Here is a 20,592-nt window from a genome sequence, read left to right as displayed (position 1 = left end):
CTGGAGCCGAAAACCTCGTCCTTCGACAGGCTCAGGATGAGGTTTTCTGGCGCTGCGTCCGCAAGGGTCCTCATCCTGAGCTTGTCGAAGGACGAGGACCACGCCTAGTCGGCGCTCAAGCGGCGATCCAGCGCGGCCAGGAAGTCCTCCAGCCGGCAGAGCCGTTGGCCCGGCGCCTGACAAGCCAGGTCCAGCGCGCGCCGGGCCGGCGGGTTGGCCAGCGACAGAGGCGCCAGCCGCCGGAGCTGGTCGGGGGTCTGGGCTTCGTAGAAGGCCTCGACGAACCGGCGGCCCTGGCCGTCGACGAGGACCTGCAGCTCCAGGGCGCCCCCGATCGGCGGGTCGTCCTGGCCGTAGCCGTCCATCTTGAAGTGCGCGCCGACCAGGCTGGCCAGGGCGGCGATGTTGTTGTCGTGTCCGACGAAGACGTTGACGGCGGGCGCGTCCTTGGCCGCCAGGATGCCGGAGATCCGCCTGGCCATCGGCCCGCCGATCCGCCGGGCCATGTAGCGCGGCCGGGCGTGGATATCGAACAGCAGGGCGTGGAGGCGCGAGACCTCCTCCAGCGTCCGCGGCGAGGCGCGGCCCCAGCCCACCTGGTCCAGCGGCAGGCCTTCGGCATATTGCAGCATGAACACCTGGGCCGTGCCGGACAGGATGGCGATCGGCCCGTCCAGCGCCAGGCCATCGTCGGCGCTGGACGCGAGGCTCGCCCTGGCCGAGGCGATGTCGCAGGGGGGCTGGGCCCTGTCGCAACCCAGCACGCGCTCCATCTCGCGGATCTCGGCCGCGTAGGGGGCGACCAGGCCGGCCGGGCCGCCGTTCTCGGCGATGATCGCGACGGCGGCCTCGGCGCCGCTGAAGTCCACCGCCCTGGCCTCGACAGGGTGGAACAGCGGGTCCTCGGTGTCGGGCGGCTGGTGGCCCACGGCCAGGCCGCAGCCGGGCGCGAAGCCCTCGGCGAACGCCTCGCCGCTGGCGATGGTGCGCTGGGCGGTGTTGGTCCAGATGGCGACGGCGCCGGGCGCGGGACAGCCGCCCGGCGCCGTCAGCCCCAGATGGGACAGGCGCTGGCGATCATAGGCGCCCATCAGCCGCGCCGCCTCGCGGCCGTGCGGCGTCAGCAGGCTGGGCGGGGTGCTCCAGACCGGCCAGGGCGGGTGGGCGTAGGCGTCGACCGCCGCCTCGCCCGGCAGCGGGGCGCGGATGCCGTGGCGGTACAGCATCACGGTGCGCTCGACCTTGAGCGAGCCGCGCGGACCCGGCGCCTGGGCGTCCGCGCCGCCGCCGAGGGCCAGCAGCGCCGCGAAGGCGATGATCGGAAGGATGGGCTTCATCAGGCGCGCCTGTCGGTGAGGTCGGCGCGACGCCCGCGCCGGAGCGAGGGATCCCGGCCGCGGAGGACGGCCGGGATCCGCGGGGTCAGTAGGCGTATTTGAGAGTCAGCAGGCTGGTCCGGCCGGAGTCGACCACGTCGGACAGCGCCAGGCTGTGCTCGCCGATGTGCGACCAGTAGCTTTCGCCCTTCAGCAGGTTGGCCACCGACAGGTCCAGCTTGACGCCGTTGTCGAAGGCGTAGCCGACATGCAGGTCGACGCTGCGCAGGGGCCGGACCCAGAGGTTGTCCCATTCCCCCGGTTGGTCCAGCACGTCGTAGTCGGACACATAGGCGCCGGTGTAATGGTAGATCACGTCGAAGCTGAGACCGCCCTTCTGGTAGAAGAGCTGGGCGTCGGCCAACCAGTCCGGCGCGTTCTGGATGCGGTTGTCGACGCCGTCGCCCAGGTCGACGCTGGTCCACTGGCGCGTGACGTTCAGCCCCGCCCCCAGGCCGCTCAGCAGGCCCGGCAGGTCCGAGAACTTCTGCCGCAGCTGAAGCTCGACGCCATAGACGTCGCCGTCGCCGCCGTTGGTGGGCTGGTTGGTGGTGACCTTGCCCTCGGTCAGGGTGTCGGAGTTCACCGGGCTGGAGCCGTTGTCGTACAGATAGTCCGACAGGTGCTTGTAGAAGCCGCCGACCATGGCGTAGCCGCCCTTGGCGTTGCTCCATTCGCCCGACAGATCCAGGTTGATCGCCTTGATCGGCTTCAGGTCGGGATTGCCCTTGGTGATCGTGACATTGCCGTCGTCACTGACCTGGCGGCGCTCGCCGCCGGCCAGCTGGATGAAGGCCGGGCGGGTGTAGGAGGTCCAGACCGAACCGCGATAGACGGCCGCCCCGCTGGGCCGCCAGGTCAGGAACAGGCTGGGCAGGACCTCGTCATAGGTGGTGTCGCTGTGCGCCCAGTCGCCGACTTCCTCGACCCCGTTTTTGCTCGGGATCACCCAGTAGGTGTTGTCGATCTTGGTGTGCTCGTAGCGCAGGCCCGGGATGACCTCGACGTCGCCGAACCGGTAGTCGGCCATGGCGTAGAGCGAGGCCACCGCCTCGTCGCCCTTCTGGGTGTTGCAGTTGAAGTTGTTGACCGCGAGCGAGCCGCAGGTGTCGAAGCTGGCGTCGGTCTTGTACTTGTTGAAGTACTCGAACAGCTTGTCCTGGCTGACCTTCGGAATTCGCCAGCCATATTCGCCCGGATAGATGTGATCGTAAGAACCGGTGGTCAGGCCCAGGCTGTCCCAGGTCAGGCCGCCCTGGCCGATCAGGTTGGCGAAGTGGTCGTTGGTCCAGTCGCGGTTGGTGACCCGGCGATGGCTGTCGACATATTTGCCGCCCAGCTTGACCCACTGCAGCGCGCCGTCGTCGAAGACCCGCTTGGCGTCGAACTTGAAGCCGTACTTCTGCTGGCCGCTGTACTGCTCGGTCAGCTGGCCGGCGCGGCGCGCCAGCAGGGCCGAGCCGGCGTTGTTCAGGTCGTTGAAGATGTCGGGGGTGAACAGCGGCCGGGGCAGGTCGTCGGTATAGCCCATCGACAGGCCACCCAGAGGCCGGTTCGAGCCGTGGTTGAAATGGTCGCTCTGGTTGACGCGGGCCGAGGCCTCGATGTGGTTGGGGCGGTCGTTGTCGCCCTCGCTGTAGAACAGCTGCGGCGATAGGGTCCAGGCGCCCAGGGTCTTGTCGCCACCGAACTGCAGGGTGCCCAGATCGGCTTTCTCGGGGTTGGTCTCGTACCAGACGCGGGTCGAGATCGCGTCGACGCTGAGGGCGTAACGCCCGGAGCCGGGGACGGCCTCCTTGTAGCTTTTGGCGGCGCTGACGTATTGGCTGAGCGTCGAGTTCTGCTGGGTCTTGGCGTAGGCGTAGGAGCCGCGCAGATAGACTTCAAGCGTGTCGTCCGGACGCCAGTCGAGGGTGAAATTGCCGCCCCAGCGCGCGGTATAGCCGTTGGAGACCCCGAAGTTCGCGCCGGTCTGGGTGATGTTCTGCTCCGGGTCCAGACCGGGATAGCTGTTGCCGTTCGTGGCGGCGTCCTTGACCAGGAAGCCCCAGCCGCCATCGTTGCGGGCGGCCATGACCCCGGCCATCTCGCTGTTGGCGTAGTTGCGCTTGTCGTAGAAGGCGCTGGCATAGAGGCCGAAAGCCTGGTTCGCGCCGAACTTATGGGCCCATTCGCCCGAAAGGCCGCCGCCCAGCCCCTTGTCGCCATAGTCGCGGGCCCGGCTCTCGACCCGGCCGGAGGCGGTGATCGAGCCGTGGAAATCGTCGTGATAATCGAAGGCCGAGGGCGTGCGGAAATCGACGGTGCCGCCGATCGCGTCGCCGTCCATGTCGGCGGTCGAGGTCTTGTTCAGCAGGATGGTGTGCAGGCCCGAGGGCGGCAACAGGCTCAGCTGGACCTGGCGGCTGTAGGGCATGCCCTGGGCCACGGTCACGCCGTTGATCATGTTGACGTTGAACTCGGCGTTCAGGCCGCGGATCGACACGAACATGCCCTCGCCGCGCGAGGCCCCGTCGATGCCGCCGAAGAAGGACGAGCCGGTGTTCATCACATTGACGCTGGGCATCATGCCCAGGGCCTCGGCGACGTTGTGGACCGCGGTGTGCTCCAGGTCCTCGGCCGACAGGATCGCCACCGGCGTCAGGGCGTTCATCTGGGCCTTGGCGGCGTCGTTGCGCTTGGCGACGATGACCAAGGAGTCGACCATGGTCGCGTCGCCGGCGTCGGCCGCGGGTTCGGCCGTCGGCTCGGCCGCCCAGGCCTGGCCGGCCATGAGGGCCGCGGTCGCCATGGCCCCGGCCATCAGCGCGCGCCTGCGCGTTCCAGTCCGGCGCGAGTGCGTGGACGCGGCGCCTGTGTCGATGATCCGGTGCAATAGCCCCTCCTGCGAATGAAATCCGGGGAGGCCATGACACGGCTATGTGACATTTTTCTCGTAAATCCACAAAGTTATTGCTTATATCTGGGGGAATCCCGCCAAACTGTCTATATATCCACAAAATAGCCTCGACTTGCGATGGAAGCCGCCGATCCTGGACAGGGCTATCGCTCTGAAAAACCTGTCATCCCGGACAAGCTTGGCGAAGCCGAGCGCCGATCCAGGACCGCCGCAAGCTCTGAGCTCACGCCCCGGTCCCGGATCTTCGCGCTGCGCGCTCGTCCGGGATGACAACCGCTTTTGGTCATAGGCGATTGCCCTGCGATCCCGGAGGAGGCTCCGACGCCAGCGGCGGCGCACCTGGCCCGCGGCCCATGCCATCTCCCCCTCGCCGCCGCCCCGGCGTACAACCACTCCCATGATCCTGACCGCCATCCTCGGCCTCGCGCCGATCGTCATCGTCCTGCTGGCCCTGTCGGCGCTGTTCTCGGCCGCCGAGACCTCGCTGACCGCCGCCTCCCGAGCCCGCATGCACCAGCTGGAGCGCGAGGGCGACCGCCCCGCCAAGCGGGTCAACACGCTGCTGGCCGACCAGGAGACGATGATCGGGGCGGTGCTGCTGGGCAACAACCTGATCAACATCCTGGCCTCGGCCCTGACCACCCAGGTGCTGACCGCCGCCATCCCCGGCCCGTGGGGCGTGGCGGCGGCCACCGGGGCGATGACCGTGCTGGTGCTGGTGTTCGCCGAGGTGCTGCCCAAGACCCTGGCGATCCTGAAGTCCGACGACGTGGCCCGCTTCCTGTCGGGCCCCACCCTGCTGGTGGTGCGATTGTTCGGCCCGATCATCTACACCATCCAGTGGGTGGTGCGGCGCACCCTGCGGCTGTTCGGCGTCAGGCTGACCATGGAGGTCGACGTGCTGGCCGCACACGAGGAGATCCGCGGCGCGGTCGAGTACCACCACTCCGAAGGCGGGGTCGAAAGCGGCGACCGGCGGATGCTGGGCGGGGTGCTGGACCTGTCGGACATGGACGTCTCGGAGATCATGGTCCACCGCAAGTCGATCACCCTGATCGACGCCGACCTGCCGATCCGCGAGCTGGTGGCCGAGGCGCTGGAGGCCCAGCACACCCGCATCCCCCTCTATCGCGACAACGCCGACAACATCGTCGGGGTGCTGCACGCCCGCGACCTGCTGCGGGCCCTGGCCGCGGCCAACGGCGCGATCGACGACATCGACGTGGCCTCGATCCAGCGCGAGCCGTGGTTCATCCCCGACACCACCAACCTCAAGGACCAGCTGAACGCCTTCCTCAAGCGCCGCAGCCACTTCGCCCTGGTGGTCGACGAGTACGGCGCCCTGCAGGGCCTGGTCACCCTGGAGGACATCCTCGAGGAGATCGTCGGCGAGATCGAGGACGAGCACGACACCAAGGTCGAGGGCCTTCGTCCGCAGGCGGACGGCTCGGTGCATGTCGACGGCCACGTCACGGTGCGCGACCTCAACCGCGCCATGGACTGGCGGCTGCCGGAGGGCGAGGCGGTGACCATCGCCGGCCTGGTCATCCACGAGGCCCAGACCATTCCCGAGCCCGGCCAGATCTTCATCTTCCACCACCACCGCTTCCAGGTGCTGCGCCGCCAGCGCAACCAGATCACCGGCCTGCGGATCAGCGGCCGGCTGGACGAGAGCGCCCGATGAGCACGATGGGTCGCCTACCCGACACAAGGTCTTGTTTTCGGTCGCCTTAGTCGACCATTCCGCGCGACGGCCGGTTGAGCCCGGCGCGATCTCGACGCACTATGACGGCGCGGGAACCATCACCATGGCGACGCGTTTGTGACCGCGCCCGGTAGATCGGGCGACCGGGGCGAGTGGGGGTGAACAGCTTGGCCAAGGCGACCAGTCGCGTCGAGGAGGACGAGGTTCAGGACCTTGCCGCACGCCTCGCCGCGGCCGAGGCGGCCCTGGCCGAGGAGGTCCGCCGGTCCCGCGCCCTCAACCGCGTCGCCGAGGCGATCGGGGCCGGCCATGACGCCGAGACCCTGGTCCAGACGGTGGTCGACGGCGGGGTCGAGCTGACCGGCGCCCAGTTCGGGGCCTTCTTCTACAAGGTCGTCGATCAGGCCGGCGAGAGCTTGATGCTCTACAGCCTGTCGGGCGCGCCGCGCTCGGCGTTCGAAACCTTCCCCATGCCGCGCAGCACCGCGGTCTTCGCCCCCACCTTCGCGGGCGAGGGCGTGGTGCGGTCGGACGACATCACCCAGGACCCGCGCTATGGCCGCAACCCGCCCCATGGCGGCATGCCGGAAGGCCACCTGCCGGTCCGCAGCTACCTGGCGGTGCCGGTGATCACCCGCCAGGGCGCGGTGCTGGGCGGCCTGTTCTTCGGCCATTCCCAGCCGGCGCGCTTCGGCTCCCGCGCCGAGAGCCTGATGATCGGCCTGGCCGCCCAGGCGGCGGTGGCCATCGAATCCGCACGGACCCACGAGGCGGCCCACGCCGAGCTGGCCCAGCGCCGCGACGCCGAGGAGCGCCTGAAGTTCGCCCTGGAGTCCGGTCGCCTGGGCTCGTGGGAGCTGGACGTGGAGACCAGGGCCTATCTGGCCTCGGACATCTGCAAGGCCAATTACGGCCGTGGCCCCGACGAGGACTTCGGCTTCGCCGACCTGGTCGCCTCGGTGCATCCGGACGATCGCCCGCGGATGATGGCCGCCATCGAGGACGCCATCCGGCACGAGGCCGACTATGACATCGAGTACCGCGTCCGCACTCCCGGCGGCGAGGTCCGCTGGGTGCATGCCCGAGGCCGCGCCGCCCAGACCGCCGACCACGGCGGCGCCCGGCGCATGGCCGGCGTCTCCCTGGACGTCACCGAGCGCAAGCGGGCCGAGGAACGCCAGAAGCTGCTGGTCAACGAGCTGAACCACCGGGTGAAGAACACCCTGGTCTCGGTGCAGTCGATCGCCAGCCAGACCCTGCGCACCACCGACACGCCGGCGGCGTTCCGCGACGCCTTCGAAGGCCGGATCATGGCCCTGTCCCACACCCACGACCTGCTGACCCAGCAGAACTGGGCCGGCGCCAGCCTGCGCGAGATCTTCGATTTCGAGCTGGAGGCCTTCGCCGCCCGCGACCGCATCGCCTTCGACTACGCCCGCGACGTCCAGTTGAACCCCAAGGCGACGGTCGCCCTGGGCATGGCCATCCATGAACTGGCGACCAACGCCCTGAAATACGGCGCGCTGTCGGTCCCCGGCGGCGCGGTGCAAGTGGCCTGGGGACCGGAGCCCGACGCGTCCGGAGCCCCGCGCCTGCGCCTGACCTGGACCGAGCGCGGCGGCCCGCCGGTCGTTCCGCCCCGCCGCCAGGGGTTCGGCGCGCGCCTGCTCGAAAAGGGCCTGGCGGGAGAACTGTCCGCACAAGTCGCGCTGGCCTATGATAGCCTTGGCCTCGTATGCACCATGAGGTTGCCGATCCGTGCCCTGGAGCCCTGAACAATGAAGACCCTCGCCGCCCTTAAGGTCCTGGTGGTCGAAGACGAGGCGCTGGTCTCCATGCTGGTGGAAGACATGCTCACCGACCTCGGCTGCATCGTCGTCGGCCCCGCCGCCGAGTTGGACGAGGCCTTGCGCCTGGCCGGCGCCGCCGACATCGACGCCGCCCTGCTGGACGTCAACCTGGGCGGTCGCCCGATCTTCCCGGTCGCCGACGCCCTCAGGGAACGCGGCGTGCCGTTCGCCTTCGCCAGCGGCTATGGCGAGGCCGGGCTGTCCGAGGGCCACAGGGGCGCGACCGTGCTGCAGAAGCCGTTCCGCGAAGCCGACCTGCGCAAGGTGCTGGAAGGGCTGGCGGCGCAGGTGGTCTGAGGTCCGCCACCGCCGGCCCCCTCAAAAGAAAAAGAGCGGCGGGACTGGTCCCTCCGCTCTTCCTTTATGCCTGGTCAGTTCTTTGTCTGGAAAGTCGCCCTGACCCGGGCCGCCAGCGAGGCCGGCGGCCCGGGCGGAGCCGCTACCAGCGCTTGTTGATTTCGAACACGAACCGGCGACCGCGCAGGTCGTAGGCGTTCAGGGCCGAGACGCCGACGCGGAACTGGCCGGCCGACTGAGCCGGGGGCAGTTCGTCGAAGAGGTTCAGCACGCCCGCCTGGATGGACAGGTTGTCGAACTTCTTGCGCACGGTCAGCGAGTGGTAGGCCGTGAACTCGGTGTACTGCTTGGAGTACAGGCTCTTGTTGTACCGGGTGCTCGAGTGGATGTCGCCACCGTCGATCAGCTCGGTGTCCGAAGCCTTGCCGTACATGTCGACCGCCCAGTTGACGGTCCAGTCGTCGTGATCGAAGCGGGTGTTGATCACGCCGGTGAAGTCCGGCTCGGTCGTTTCACCGTTGTGGTCGTCCGGCTCGCCGCCTTCCAGCAGGTTGGTCACGTCTTCGAACTGCCAGGTGAACTGACCATCGATCGTCAGCTTGCCGACGGTGAACTCGTGCTGGTAGCGGGAGTTGAAGTCCAGACCCCGGTTCTTCTGGCTGGCCACGTTCAGGTAGTTGTCGTTGATGATCGTGACGTCGTGGCTGACCGGGTCGCGGTTGAACAGCGTACAGAAGTCGTTGGGGTAGTTGTTGCCGCCGTAGCAGGCGTTCAGGATGTTGCCGGCCCCGAAGTTCGCCACCTCGTTGTTCACTTCGATCTCGAAGTAGTCCAGCGCCAGGCTCAGGTCGATGAAGCTGGGGGTCCAGATCACGCCGAAGGTGGTGGCCTTGGAGGTTTCGGCCTTCAGGCGGCCCGCGCCGCCGCCGGTGCTGACCTGCGGGGTCGAGGATTCCACGTAGTCGTCGGGGATGCCGGCGGCCGCGCAGTTGGTCTGCAGCTTGGTATTGGTCGATTCACCCCAGCGACGGCAGGGGTCGATGCCGTTGAAGAACGAGGTCTGGTCGGCCAGGTACAGTTCGTACAGCGCCGGGGCGCGGAACGAGGTGCCGTACGACGAGCGGATGCGGAAGGCCGACGACAGTTGCCAGTTCAGGCCGACCTTATAGGTCTCGTCCGAACCGTAGCTCTTGTAGTCGGTGTAGCGGCCCGACAGGCTCAGATCCAGCTTCTCGACCATCGGCAGGTCCTTGAAGACCGGGACGGCCAGTTCGCCGTAGACTTCCTTGACGTCGTCGCTGCCCTTCGTGCGGCCGGCGGTGCTGTAGCCCCAGTAGTTGGCGTTCTGGGCGTTGTAGCCGGGGGTGTCGTCCAGCTTGTCCTTGCGGTAGGTGGCGCCGAACGCCGCGCCGACCGGGCCCGCCGGCAGGGTGAACAGGTCCCCGCTGATCGAGCCTTCGAACGAGTACTGGGTGTACTTGGTCGTGCCGGTTTCCTGACCGATCAGGAAGGCGCGCTGGGCCGGCGTCAGATTGCCCGCAAGCACAGCCGGATTGAAGTAGTCGATCGTCATGCACGAGCCGCCGGAGACGGTGATCTCGGACGGATCGCAAGCCAGGCCGCTGCCGCCGGTCGTCGCGTACACGCGGTCCTGGTAGATGAAGTCGCTGGTGTATTTGGCGTCCGACTTGCCGTACTGGCCGTAGACGTCCCAGTCCCAGTTGTTCAGGAAACCGGCGCCGTTGATGGTGCCGCGCAGGCCGCCGACGATGCGGCCGTAGTCGATCGTCTCGCGCTGGAAGTGCGGCAGCAGGATCAGCGGGATCGCATCGCCCGAGGCGCCGGCGGTCTGCAGACCAGTAGCGACCGAGTTGGCGGGGTTGTCGCCCGACACAGTCTCGAACAGGTACATGATGCTGGCGCCCGACGACTTACGGCGGTTCAGCAGCAGTTCGGTGTAGGCCTCGACGTTCGGCGTGATATCGTAGCTGCCGGTCAGATAGATCGTGCCGCGCTTGATCGGCGAGATCGCGTCCGAGTTCTGGTACGCGGCGTTGTCATAGTTAGCATAGGGGTAGGTCGCCGGTTGTCCGCCCCGCGCGGCACGCACCCAGTCGATCAGAATGGGGTTGGCGGGCGTGCCACGAAGGCCCAGGGCCGCTGCCGGGTAGCCGCCGGGAGGGGCGTTGGCCAGGGTCGGATCGTACTGGAAGATGCCGCCGAAGACGTCGGCCGCCTGCCAGGCGTTGTTGACCGCGTTGTAGCACTTGTAGTGGCCGGTCTTCGGATCGATGAAGTCCACGCGGTCGCCGGTCACGGCGTCGAAGCGGTAGTCTTCGGCGCAGGACGTGTACTTGCGGTCCTTAACCTTCAGCGCCTTCTGCTCGTTGTAGTCGGCGGTCAGGTTGATGTAGCCCTTGTCGAACACCTTGCCGGCGGTGCCCGAGATCCGGTAGGTCTCGCCTTCGCCGCGGGTCGGAACCGAGCCGTAGACGTTGAGCTCGACGCCGTCGAAGTCCTTCTTGGTCATGATGTTGACGACGCCGGCCACGGCGTCCGAGCCGTAGATCGACGATGCGCCGTCCTTGAGGATTTCGGTGCGGTCGATGATCGACGACGGCAGGACGTTCAGGTCGACAGGGCCGACCGTGCCGCCCTGGCCGGCCGGCGCCAGGCGGCGGCCGTTCAGCAGGACCAGGGTGCGGTTGGCGCCCAGGCCGCGCAGCGACACGCTGCTGATGTTCTCGCCGCCGGTGATGACATAGCCGGTCAGCAGGTTGTTCGACTGGAACGAGCCGCTCGCGGCCGACGACTTCTGCAGGATGTCGCCGGTGTCGACCAGCCCTTGCAGGGTGGACTGCTCGGAGGTGATCACCTGGATCGGCGAGGCGCTGGTGTATTCGGTGCGCTTGATGCGCGAACCGGTCACGACAAGCGTTTCGACTTCGGTGTCGGCCGGCGGGGCCTTGGCGGTCGAGGTGGTGTCCTGGGCCAGGGCGCTCACGGGCGCGACGGCTAAGGCGACGACACCCGCCAGGATTGAAGTGGTAAGCAATAGCTTGCGGTCTAGCATAAGGTCCCCTGCCTTTTAAGCGCGCTAGGGGACGATCAAAAAATTGCGCCGCCCCCGATTACGGCGAACGCTATTCACCTTCGAAGGCCGGCTCAATGATAAGAAGCTGTTTGGAAAACTTATGGCGACCGGCGTTACAATCTGGTCACAGTATCGCCACTAAGGGACCACGATGCCGCTTTCACCAGCGCCCTGGATGCTCATGATAGCTTGGAGTCCGCCCCAAACTGGATAGGCTGCCGTGTCGAACGCCTTGAAGCCGGTGGTCAGGCGTGTCGAGAATGGGGCGAGCGCCCGGTAAGTGCGCTCTTACAAATAGCAATGTTTATCCAGCGCGGGGATTTGAAGTCACGATGCTTTTACGCAACCTTGGATTGCTCTCCAGCGTCACCCTGGCCTTGATGGCCGCTCCGGCGCTGGCCCAGGCTCCGGCGACGGCGCCGACGGCCCATGACTTCGCCCGCAACGCCCAGATCGACGACGTCAGCATCTCGCCGGACGGCAAGCACATCGCCGGTCTCGTCTCGCCAGACGGGGTGACCAAGGTCGTCGCCATCTGGGAAACCGCCAATCCGGACAAGGCGCCGACCATCCTGGGCGCGTCCAAGATGCAACTGATGGCGGTAAATTTCGTCAAGGACGACCGGTTGGCGGTCGTGGCCCAGCAATTGTGGACCTACGGTTCGACCAAGGCCCACCTGCAGAAGGTGTACATCACCGATCTACAGGGCTCGAAATGGACTTCGGCCCTGCCGGAGAACCGCGGCAAGAGCGACTACGAGGAGCTGGTGCAGGCCGTCGGCAACCCGTCGATCCTGAGCCGGCTGCCCAACGACCCCAAACATATCCTGGTGCTCAACACCGGCGCGAACGGCGCGGGCGACGTCTACAAGGTCGATCTCTATGACGGCGGGGCCGATCGCGTGACCCGCGGCTCGGACCGCTTCGGCGGCCTGGAGGCCGACCATACCGGAGAACTGCGGGCCCGCCAGAAAGTCGAGGTTAACAACGGCAACGTCTATATCGGTCAGCAGATTCGAGATCCGAAGACCGGCGAATGGTCCGAGCACTTCCGGTCGTACGCCAAGGACCGCAACCTGACGACCGTGGTCGGTTTCGGTGACGACCCCAACATCGTCTACGTCAACGTCCGCCAGAACGGCGCCGACAAGACCGGCATCTACGAATACGACATCGCCCAGCGGAAGATCATCGAGCCCGCTTTTGAGATAAAGCTGTTCGACGCCGGCGGCCCGATCCTCGACGATGACGGCAAGGTGCTGGGTTTCAGCTATGGCGCCGATACGGGACGCGACTACTGGGTCGACCCGGTCCTGGCGGCCGCCGCCAAGAATCTGCCCACCGCCCTGGGGGTGAAGCCCACTAGCCTGCAATGGACCGATCCGAGCGGCGCGGCCCCGGCCAAGTTCAGCTATCCGGACGGGGCCGGGGTGCAGATCACCGACTGGTCAAAGGACAAGAAATACATCCTGGTCCGCAAATCCGGCCCCAACCTGCCGCCGGAGTATTACTTGCTGACCGACGGGACCAAGCTGACTCTGCTGGGCAAGTCGCGCCCGCAGATCAATCCCGCGGTCCTGGGCGAGTCGCGGCTGGTGCAGTACGCCGCCCGCGACGGCCTGATGATCCCCGCCTTCCTGCACACCCCGCCCAAGGACGTCTATGGCCCGGGCCCCTACCCCGCCATCGTCCTGCCGCACGGCGGCCCCTCGGCCCGCGACGAGTTGGACTGGGACGTGTCGGGCTGGACCAAGTATTTCACCTCGCGCGGCTATGTGGTGATCCAGCCGCAGTTCCGCGGGTCGGAGGGCTGGGGCTCCAGGCTGGCCCGGGCGGGCGACGCCCAGTGGGGCATGGCCATGCAGGACGACAACGACGACGCGGCCAAGTACCTGATCGACCAGAAGTTGGCCGCGCCGGACCGTATCGCCCTGTTCGGCTATTCCTACGGCGGCTATGCGGCCTTCGCCGCCGCCATCCGCCCCAACGGCCTCTATCAATGCTCGATCGCCGGGGCCGGCGTGGCCGAGATCAAGCGCTTCCAGGGCGAGACCTACAACGACCGCTTCCTGCGCGAATACCAGCGCCCCACCATCGACGGCCTGGACCCGCTGCCCAACGCCAAGAACGTCTCGATCCCGATCTTCGTCTATCACGGCGATCGCGACCAGACGGTCGAGGTCGAGGAATCCCGCCGCTTCGTCGGGGCCCTCAAGGCTGCCGGCAAGACCTACAAGTACCTCGAGATCAAGGACATGGGGCACCAGTACAACTTCATGACCCCGGAGATGCTGGAAACCCAACTGGTCGAGATCGAGAAGTACCTGAAGACCGATTGCGGCCCCGGCGGTCTGTGATCGCCCGGACCGGGCTTGATGTCCGAACAAGAAGGGGCGCGGTCTCCGGGCCGCCCCTTTTCCGTAGCGCCTACCCCAGGTCCCGCGGGCCGAACGACTCCGGCAGCAGGCTCCAGAACGGCGTGCGGCGCGTGGCCTTGCCGTCCTGGACCGAGACCACCTCGCAGGCGTCGGTGGCGAATTCGGCGATCCGCTGGCGGCAGGCGCCGCAGGGCTGGACCACGCCGTTGGAGCCGGCGGCGATCAGCACCTTGGCGATGCCGCGCCCGCCGGCCGTGACCATCGCCCCGATCGCCGTCTGCTCGGCGCAGGTGCCGGACGGGTAGGCGGCGTTCTCGACATTGACCCCCAGGTGGGCGCGGCCGTCGGCGTCGATCACCGCGGCGGCCACGGTGAAGTTCGAATAGCGGGCGTAGGATCGCGCCAGCAGGGCCGGCAAGGCGGCGGCCAGGGCGGCCTCGCTGTCCTCGTCCAGGAAGATCGGGATGGGGGGAGATGTCTCGGTTGCGCTCATGCCGGCCTCTTCGCCGGCGGAATCCGCGTCGTTGCGGGGTCGCGCCGGGCGGAGAGGCAATCAGTCGCGGGCCGCCCTGGCAAGCCCGTTTTCGCGGGCCTGATCACGCCTCGCCCGGCGCCTTGGCGACGATCGACAGGGCGTGGACCGGACCCGCCATTTCCTCCGCCAGGGCCTGGAAGATCAGCCGCTGGCGGGCCACCCGGGCCTTGCCGGCAAAGGCCTGGGCCTCGATCAGCAGGTTGAAGTGGCTCTCCCCGCCCTCGCGGTGTCCGGCATGACCGTGGTGGCGGTCGCTGTCATCGACGATCTCCAGCCGCGTGGGCGAGAAAGCGGCGGTCAATTTGGCGGCGATGGCGTCGGCGATAGCGCCCATGGCGGGTTCCTTGCTTGTCAATCCTTGAACGGAAATAGCTGCGGCTTACTCTAAGCGCCATGAGCGCCGACTTCGAATATCGCCCCAAGTTTTTCGACATCCGTGTCCGCCCCCCGAAAACGGCCGAGGAGGCCGCGCGGGAGAACGACGTCTACGCCCTGAAACCGGGCGAGGTGCGCTGCGATCACCCCGAGTGCCGCTCGGCCGCCACGGCCAAGGCGCCCAAGTCGCGCGACATGCCGGGCGTCTACTACAATTTCTGCCAGCGCCACGCGGCCGAGTACAACAAGAACTGGAACTTCTACGCCGGCATGAGCGAGGGCCAGATCCGCTCCCAGCAGGAGCAGGAGAAGATGACCGGCGGCCGGCCGACCTGGTCGATGAAGGCCGACAGCCGCTCGCGCGAGGCCGCCGCCGCCGCCGCCCGCGACGCCCGCCACCTGAACGACCCGTTCGGCCTGTTCCGCGCCGAGAAGCGCAGGGCCGAATCGGCCCAGGCCGCCGCCGGCCGCAGCCTGGGCAAGCTGGAGCGCCAGGCCCTGGCCGACCTCGACCTGGAGGCCGGCGCCGACGGCCCGGCGATCCGCGCCCGCTACAAGGACCTGCTCAAGCGCTGCCACCCCGACATGAACGGCGGCGACCGCAGCGCCGAGCACAAGCTGCAGCGGGTGATCAAGGCCTACAAGACGCTGCAGAAGTCGGGGCTGGCGAAGTAGGACGGGCCCCGGTCCGCGGCCCACGCCGTACATGACCAAGGATTAACTGGCCGGAGCATCTCCGGCCTGGTCCTTATGACGCGGGTCCACGTGGGGCGATGGCGTCATGACGAGTGGAATGATCGGCGCGCTGGCGCTGTTGGCGGCCCTTGCGCTCGGGGCCTCGGCCCAGGCCGCGCCCGATGCGTCGGCGCGGACCGACGCCTTGATCCGGCGCGCGATGAGCGAGCGACACATTCCCGGCCTGCAGATCGCGGTCGTCCAGGACGACCGGATCGTCATGTCGCGGGCCTATGGCCTGGCCGACATCGCGGCGGGAACCCCGGTGACGCCCCAGACCATCTTTCCGCTGAACTCCATCACCAAGGCCTTCACGGGCGTGGCCGCTCTGCGCGAGGTCGAGGCCGGGCGGCTGGAGCTGTCGGCGCCGATCGGCCGCTATGTCGGCGACCTGCCGCAGGCCTGGCGCGGCGTCACCGTCGAGCGCCTGCTGAGCCACACCTCCGGCCTGCCCAATTTCGTCGACAACAACGGCGGCGGCGCGATCGACGAGGCCGCCGCCTGGAAGGAAACCCTGGCCAAGCCCGTCCGCTTTCCGCCCGGCCAGCGGTTCGACTACAGCCAGACCAACTACGCCCTGGTCCAGATGGCCATCAACGGCCTGCGCGGACGGGCCGCCGACGCCACCCTGGCCGGGGAACAGATCGCCCTGGCGGGCATGACCCGCACGGGCTACGGCGACAGCCGCGACGCCGGCCCCGAGCGCGCGGTCTCCTACGGCTATCGCCAGGCGGCGCCCGACCAGCCGGCTCTCCGCCAGGAGATCTTCACGCCCCTGCATCGGGCGGCCTCCGGCATGAACAGCACCGCCGAGGACGTGGCGCGGTGGGCGATCGCCCTGCGGCAGGGCCGTCTTCTCGGCCCCTCGGCCCTGAAGACCCTGTGGACGCCGGTCGCCTATGCCGACGGCGAGCCGGGCCAGTGGGGCCTGGGCTGGCTGGTCCAGGACCGCCCGCGGCGCCGCGTCGTCGGCATGACCGGCGGCAGCCGCTCGGCGGTCTACCTCTATCCCGACGATAGGGTGGCGGTGGTGATCCTGACCAACCTGGCCGGCGCCACGCCCGAGGACCTGATCGACGAAATCGCCCAGGGTTTCATTCCGGGCATGACGCTGACCGGCGTTTCGGCCCTGCGCGCGGCCCTGGCCGAACAGGAGGACCGCGATCCGCAGGCCGCCGTGGCGCGGTTCGTCGCGGCCACGCCCGGCTTCACCGCGCCGGAGCCCGAACTCAACGACTGGGGCTATCGCCTGCTGGCCTTCGGCAAGCCCCGCACGGCGCTCGCCGTGCTGAAGCTGACGGCCGACCTTCATCCCGCCAGCGGCAATGCGTTCGACAGCCTGGCCGACGCCTACGAGGCCAACGGTGACAAGGCCGCCGCGATCGCCAACTACCGGCGTTCCCTGGCGCTGGACCCGACCAATCGCAACGCCGCCCAACGGCTGGAGAAGTTGAGCGCGCCTTAGAGGCGGTCGGCTTTCGGCCCGCCTCTCCAGCCCCGTCGCTCCCACGCCCAGGCCGCCACCCAGCAGGCCATGGCCCAGGCCGCGCCGAGGCTCCAGCCGGCCAGGACGTCGCTGGTCCAGTGGACGCCCAGATAGATCCGCGACGCGCCGACCAGCAGGCTGAGCAGCACCGCCGCCCCCAGGGCCAGGGCCTTGACCCGTCGGCGCGGCGCGAACCGGGCCGCCAGGGCGCCCAGGGTCAGGAACACCACGGCCGACAGCATGGCGTGGCCGGACGGGAAGCTGGGATTGGCCGCCTCGACCGCGCGATAGACCAGCTGCGGCCGCTCGCGCCCGAACAGGTGCTTCAGGCCCTGGCTGATCGCCACCCCGCCGCCGGCCCCGACCAGCACCACCAGGGCCTCGCTCCAGCGCCGCAGGCTCAGCATCAGGGCCAGGGCCAGGACCACCACCAGGCCCAGCACGGTGATCGAGCCCAGGGCGGTGACGTCCGCGGCCGCCACGTGCAGCCACTTGGGGCCGATCAGGCCGTTGGGGTCGCCCGGCAGCCGCAGGGCCTTGAGCACGGCCAGGTCGAAGGCGGCGGTGTCGCCCTCGGCCACCTCGTCGGACAGCGCCAGGAAGGCCAGGGCCCCGCCCGCCAGCACCAGCAGGGCCGCCACCGCGCCCAGCTCGATTCGCGCCGCGGCCAGCAGTCGCGGCAAATCCCGGCGAGGTTGAAAGGCGGAAAAACGCATCATGGCAAGTGAACGCACAAACTTCGATTTCGCGCCACGCCAGTATTCCAGAGCTGGGCCAAATGTTGCACCCCGGAAATACGATGAACCATTCCTGACCGGCGCCGTTCATGTTCAGTCCAAACCCCATTCGCTAGTGTCGGACTATCGAAGAGGTTCGGCGGTGTCGGACCGCCACCAATAGGAAAGGACCTCATCATGAAGCGTCTGATCATCACCACCCTGGCCGCGACCCTGCTGGCCGGCACGGCCCTGTCGGGCACGGCCATGGCCGCCGGCCAGCGCTATGACGACCACGACCGCGGCCGCTACGACCAGCGTCACGACGACCGCTATGATCGCCATGACCGCCGCGACTACGGCCACAGCCGCCGGGAAGCCGCCCACGAGCGCCGCGACTATCGCCGCTGGGAACGCGGCCAGCGCCTGGACGCCCGCTATCGCGACAACCGCTACTATGTCAGCGACTGGCGCCGCCACGGCCTGCGCGCGCCGCCCCGCGGCTATCGCTGGCAGCGCGTGGACGACAACTACATCCTGGCCGCCGTGGCCACCGGCCTGATCGCCTCGGTGATCATCGCCAACCACTAGGTTCTCCCCCGGGAGGACCGCACCGCGCGCCCCGGACGGCTCACGCCGCCCGGGGCGTCGTGTTGAGAGGTCGTGTTTTTTCCACGCCGGACTGGCCTTCGCCCTTCCCCTCCCCCACGTCAAAGCGGTAAGCGGGAAGCATCATGCCCGACCTGACCGACAGCCACGCCGCCGATCCCCTGATCACCCTGGCCCCCGACAAGTGGGTCACGCTCCGCGACGCGTTCGGCGTCGACAGCGACATGAAGGTCCCGGCCTTCAGCCATCGCGACGCCCACGTGCCGGAGATCGACGGCGCCTACCGGTTCGACCCGCAGACGACCAAGGCCATCTGCGCCGGCTTCGCCAACGACCGCCGGGTGATGGTCCAGGGCTATCACGGCACCGGCAAGTCCACCCACATCGAGCAGATCGCCGCCCGGCTGAACTGGCCGCTGGTGCGCGTGAACCTGGACAGCCACGTGTCGCGCATCGACCTGGTCGGCAAGGACGCCATCGTCCTGAAGGACGGCAAGCAGGTCACCGAGTTCCGCGAAGGTATTCTGCCCTGGGCCCTGCAGCGCCCGATCGCCCTGGTGTTCGACGAATACGACGCCGGCCGCCCGGACGTGATGTTCGTCATCCAGCGCGTGCTGGAGGCCGGCGGCAAGCTGACCCTGCTCGACCAGAACCGGGTGATCCGCGCCAACCCCTATTTCCGGCTGTTCTCGACGACCAACACCATCGGTCTGGGCGACACGACCGGGCTCTATCACGGCACCCAGCAGATCAACCAGGGCCAGATGGACCGCTGGAGCATCGTCACGACGCTGAACTACCTCGACCACGACGTCGAGGCCGGCATCGTCCTGGCCAAGAACCCGTCCTACGACACCCCGGAAGGCAAGCGCACCCTGGCCGCCATGGTCCGCGTCGCCGACATGACCCGCAACGCCTTCATGAACGGCGACATCTCGACCGTCATGAGCCCGCGCACGGTGATCACCTGGGCCCAGAACGCCGAGATCTTCGACAAGGACATCGGCCTGGCCTTCCGCCTGACCTTCCTGAACAAGTGCGACGAGCTGGAGCGGCCGACCGTGGCCGAGTTCTTCCAGCGGGCGTTCGGAACCGACCTGCCGGAGAGCGCGGCGCGGGTGAAGGTGGCTTAGGAGCGGTTGGTGTTCCCGCGTTCGGCCCGGCGACCGCTCTTCGCCATACTGACCAGCGCCTCGGCGGTGCTGGCCCTCGCCGGCTGCAAGCCCGCGACCGACGCCCGCGCGGCCGAGCAGGCCAAACCGGCCTCGCCCGTCGCCGTCTTCCAGACCGACGCCGCCGAGTTCGCCGTGCCCGGCAGCAAGGTCCACACCCTGCCGGCCTCGGCCCAGGGCCGCGTCTACCAGATCTATGTCAAGACGCCGTTCGGTTACGACGCACCGGAGAACGCCGGCCGAACCTGGCCGGTGATCTATCTGAACGATGGTCCGTACACCTTCCAGGTCGCCTCGGGCGTCACCCACCTGCCCTACAGGTTCGACCGATTGGACCAGGCCATCCTGGTGGGGATTTCCTATGCCCAGGGCGACGATGGCATGGTCAGCCGCCGGCGCGACATGACGCCCTGGCGTGATCCCGGCCTGCCGTCCGCCAGCGGCGGCGCTCCGCAATATCTGGCCTTCATCAAGGGGCAGGTCCTGCCGTTCGTGGAGAGCCGCTACCGGGCCGATCCGCGACGCCGGACGCTGGCGGGCCAGTCCTATGGCGGCCTGTTCGGCGCCTGGGTGGCGGTGACCGAGCCGGAGCTGTTCGACAGCTACATCCTGACCAGCCCGTCGCTCTGGTATGGCCATCGCGAGATGTTCAAGGCCGAAACCGCCTACGCCGCCGGCCACAAGGACCTGAAGGCGCGCATCTATCTGGCGACCGGCGCGCTGGAACGACCGCGTCCCGGGGGCGACGCCGAGGACATGGTCGCCGACCAGCGGGCCTTCGCCAAGGCGTTGCGGGGGCGGGGCTATCCGGGCTTGAAGGTCCGCGACGAGATCATGGACAATACCTTCCACGAGACGACGTTCCCGGTAGCGTTCACCCACGGCCTGACATGGTTGTTTCCGAAGGCGTAGCGACGCGACCGCTCCGTTCAAGACTTCCCGCTTGGAACCGTGGCCTTCGAGGCGCAGTTTCCTTGAGCCACACTGAACGGAGCCGTCCCATGACCGACATCACCTACACCATCGTCGAGCACGACGGCGGCTGGGCCTACAAGGTGGGCGACGTGTTCTCCGAGACTTTCCGCACCCACGACGCGGCCCTGCACGCCGCCCAGCGCGCGGCCGGCGAGCAGCGGGTGGCCGGCGACGACACCGGCATCTCCTACGAGGACGACCGCGGTCAATGGCGCGACGAGCTGTCGGCCGGCGACGACCGCCCCGTCACCCGCGTGGTCGACAGCGGGAAATAGGACTCAGCGGGGACGCGCACGCACGGCAAGGCGTCGGCCGGCGCGCAGGGCGCTGACTGTGCGTGCATGTCCCCAACGGACCCGCTGAGTCCGGCGCTGAAGTCCCATGACGCCG

The 20,592-nt window shown here is 68.2% G+C and carries 16 protein-coding genes; 10 read left to right on the top strand and 6 right to left on the bottom strand.

The window, feature by feature from the left end; translation table 11 throughout:
- Positions 1-104: 104 nt before the first annotated feature.
- Together ACSQ2G_RS20610 and ACSQ2G_RS20605 are read right to left on the bottom strand one after the other, a co-directional pair.
- On the bottom strand, positions 105-1,337 hold the full coding sequence (locus ACSQ2G_RS20610) for a histidine-type phosphatase (RefSeq protein WP_436034080.1): 1,233 nt from the start codon (positions 1,335-1,337) through the stop codon (positions 105-107).
- Positions 1,338-1,422: 85 nt separating this feature from the next.
- Positions 1,423-4,167: a TonB-dependent receptor gene (locus ACSQ2G_RS20605; RefSeq protein WP_436034078.1), complete on the bottom strand. Its 2,745-nt coding sequence runs from the start codon at positions 4,165-4,167 to the stop codon at positions 1,423-1,425.
- Positions 4,168-4,675: 508 nt separating this feature from the next.
- On the opposite strand from ACSQ2G_RS20605, the gene ACSQ2G_RS20600 reads away from it, so the two are divergent.
- The 3 genes from ACSQ2G_RS20600 to ACSQ2G_RS20590 all read left to right on the top strand — a co-directional run bounded on the left by ACSQ2G_RS20600 (position 4,676) and on the right by ACSQ2G_RS20590 (position 8,127).
- A complete protein-coding gene (locus tag ACSQ2G_RS20600) occupies positions 4,676-5,959 on the top strand; it encodes an HlyC/CorC family transporter (RefSeq protein WP_436034296.1) in 1,284 nt (427 codons plus the stop codon).
- A 179-nt stretch (positions 5,960-6,138) separates the two neighbouring features.
- Complete coding sequence (locus tag ACSQ2G_RS20595; protein WP_436034076.1) at positions 6,139-7,755, top strand: sensor histidine kinase; 1,617 nt, start codon at positions 6,139-6,141, stop codon at positions 7,753-7,755.
- A 3-nt stretch (positions 7,756-7,758) separates the two neighbouring features.
- Complete coding sequence (locus ACSQ2G_RS20590; RefSeq protein ID WP_436034074.1) at positions 7,759-8,127, top strand: response regulator; 369 nt, start codon at positions 7,759-7,761, stop codon at positions 8,125-8,127.
- Positions 8,128-8,269: 142 nt separating this feature from the next.
- Here ACSQ2G_RS20590 and ACSQ2G_RS20585 read toward each other — a convergent pair whose 3' ends face one another.
- Positions 8,270-11,131, bottom strand: coding sequence for a TonB-dependent receptor plug domain-containing protein (locus tag ACSQ2G_RS20585; protein WP_436034073.1), 2,862 nt, complete (start codon positions 11,129-11,131; stop codon positions 8,270-8,272).
- Positions 11,132-11,553: 422 nt separating this feature from the next.
- Between ACSQ2G_RS20585 and ACSQ2G_RS20580 the strand changes: the two genes are divergently transcribed.
- On the top strand, positions 11,554-13,578 hold the full coding sequence (locus ACSQ2G_RS20580) for an alpha/beta hydrolase family protein (RefSeq protein WP_436034071.1): 2,025 nt from the start codon (positions 11,554-11,556) through the stop codon (positions 13,576-13,578).
- A gap of 70 nt (positions 13,579-13,648) precedes the next feature.
- Here the strand turns inward: ACSQ2G_RS20580 and cdd are convergent, their stop codons facing one another.
- Positions 13,649-14,092, bottom strand: a complete 444-nt coding sequence (gene cdd, locus ACSQ2G_RS20575; RefSeq protein ID WP_436034069.1) for a cytidine deaminase — start codon at positions 14,090-14,092, stop codon at positions 13,649-13,651.
- A 103-nt stretch (positions 14,093-14,195) separates the two neighbouring features.
- Positions 14,196-14,468, bottom strand: coding sequence for a BolA family protein (locus tag ACSQ2G_RS20570; RefSeq protein ID WP_310081047.1), 273 nt, complete (start codon positions 14,466-14,468; stop codon positions 14,196-14,198).
- A 59-nt stretch (positions 14,469-14,527) separates the two neighbouring features.
- On the opposite strand from ACSQ2G_RS20570, the gene ACSQ2G_RS20565 reads away from it, so the two are divergent.
- Together ACSQ2G_RS20565 and ACSQ2G_RS20560 are read left to right on the top strand one after the other, a co-directional pair.
- Positions 14,528-15,184 carry a J domain-containing protein gene (locus ACSQ2G_RS20565; protein WP_310081048.1) on the top strand — a complete coding sequence of 219 codons (657 nt, stop codon included), beginning with the start codon at positions 14,528-14,530 and terminating at the stop codon, positions 15,182-15,184.
- A 106-nt stretch (positions 15,185-15,290) separates the two neighbouring features.
- On the top strand, positions 15,291-16,709 hold the full coding sequence (locus ACSQ2G_RS20560) for a serine hydrolase (protein ID WP_436034066.1): 1,419 nt from the start codon (positions 15,291-15,293) through the stop codon (positions 16,707-16,709).
- On the opposite strand, the gene ACSQ2G_RS20555 is transcribed toward ACSQ2G_RS20560, so the two are convergent.
- A complete protein-coding gene (locus ACSQ2G_RS20555; RefSeq protein ID WP_436034064.1) occupies positions 16,706-17,449 on the bottom strand; it encodes a phosphatase PAP2 family protein in 744 nt (247 codons plus the stop codon). The genes ACSQ2G_RS20560 and ACSQ2G_RS20555 overlap by 4 nt on opposite strands.
- 195 nt (positions 17,450-17,644) lie before the next feature.
- On the opposite strand from ACSQ2G_RS20555, the gene ACSQ2G_RS20550 reads away from it, so the two are divergent.
- The 4 genes from ACSQ2G_RS20550 to ACSQ2G_RS20535 all read left to right on the top strand — a co-directional run bounded on the left by ACSQ2G_RS20550 (position 17,645) and on the right by ACSQ2G_RS20535 (position 20,477).
- Positions 17,645-18,037, top strand: a complete 393-nt coding sequence (locus ACSQ2G_RS20550; protein WP_436034062.1) for an RcnB family protein — start codon at positions 17,645-17,647, stop codon at positions 18,035-18,037.
- A gap of 143 nt (positions 18,038-18,180) precedes the next feature.
- Positions 18,181-19,188 (top strand): cobaltochelatase subunit CobS, encoded by a 1,008-nt coding sequence (gene cobS / locus ACSQ2G_RS20545; protein WP_310081051.1) that lies wholly within the window; start codon positions 18,181-18,183, stop codon positions 19,186-19,188.
- Between the two features lie 9 nt (positions 19,189-19,197).
- Positions 19,198-20,139, top strand: a complete 942-nt coding sequence (locus ACSQ2G_RS20540) for an alpha/beta hydrolase (RefSeq protein WP_436034059.1) — start codon at positions 19,198-19,200, stop codon at positions 20,137-20,139.
- Positions 20,140-20,228: 89 nt separating this feature from the next.
- A complete protein-coding gene (locus tag ACSQ2G_RS20535) occupies positions 20,229-20,477 on the top strand; it encodes a DUF2188 domain-containing protein (protein WP_436034057.1) in 249 nt (82 codons plus the stop codon).
- Positions 20,478-20,592: the final 115 nt, after the last annotated feature.

Origin of the sequence: Caulobacter sp. LjRoot300 (assembly GCF_964253875.1) — a bacterium.
Classification (GTDB): Bacteria; Pseudomonadota; Alphaproteobacteria; order Caulobacterales; family Caulobacteraceae; genus Caulobacter.
The sequence above is the reverse complement of the archived record's forward strand: the minus strand, read 5'-3'. Positions and strand labels throughout refer to the sequence as shown.

Bases quoted from the DNA above. Each gene is read 5' to 3' on its own strand.
- ACSQ2G_RS20610 (WP_436034080.1), bottom strand. From the start codon at position 1,337: ATGAAGCCCATCCTTCCGATCATCGCCTTCGCGGCGCTGCTGGCCCTC.
- ACSQ2G_RS20605 (WP_436034078.1), bottom strand. From the start codon at position 4,167: ATGGCGACCGCGGCCCTCATGGCCGGCCAGGCCTGGGCGGCCGAGCCG.
- ACSQ2G_RS20590 (WP_436034074.1), top strand. From the start codon at position 7,759: ATGAAGACCCTCGCCGCCCTTAAGGTCCTGGTGGTCGAAGACGAGGCG.
- ACSQ2G_RS20580 (WP_436034071.1), top strand. From the start codon at position 11,554: ATGCTTTTACGCAACCTTGGATTGCTCTCCAGCGTCACCCTGGCCTTG.
- cdd (WP_436034069.1), bottom strand. From the start codon at position 14,092: ATGAGCGCAACCGAGACATCTCCCCCCATCCCGATCTTCCTGGACGAG.
- ACSQ2G_RS20570 (WP_310081047.1), bottom strand. From the start codon at position 14,468: ATGGGCGCTATCGCCGACGCCATCGCCGCCAAATTGACCGCCGCTTTC.
- ACSQ2G_RS20565 (WP_310081048.1), top strand. From the start codon at position 14,528: ATGAGCGCCGACTTCGAATATCGCCCCAAGTTTTTCGACATCCGTGTC.
- ACSQ2G_RS20560 (WP_436034066.1), top strand. From the start codon at position 15,291: ATGACGAGTGGAATGATCGGCGCGCTGGCGCTGTTGGCGGCCCTTGCG.
- ACSQ2G_RS20555 (WP_436034064.1), bottom strand. From the start codon at position 17,449: ATGATGCGTTTTTCCGCCTTTCAACCTCGCCGGGATTTGCCGCGACTG.
- ACSQ2G_RS20550 (WP_436034062.1), top strand. From the start codon at position 17,645: ATGAAGCGTCTGATCATCACCACCCTGGCCGCGACCCTGCTGGCCGGC.
- cobS (WP_310081051.1), top strand. From the start codon at position 18,181: ATGCCCGACCTGACCGACAGCCACGCCGCCGATCCCCTGATCACCCTG.
- ACSQ2G_RS20535 (WP_436034057.1), top strand. From the start codon at position 20,229: ATGACCGACATCACCTACACCATCGTCGAGCACGACGGCGGCTGGGCC.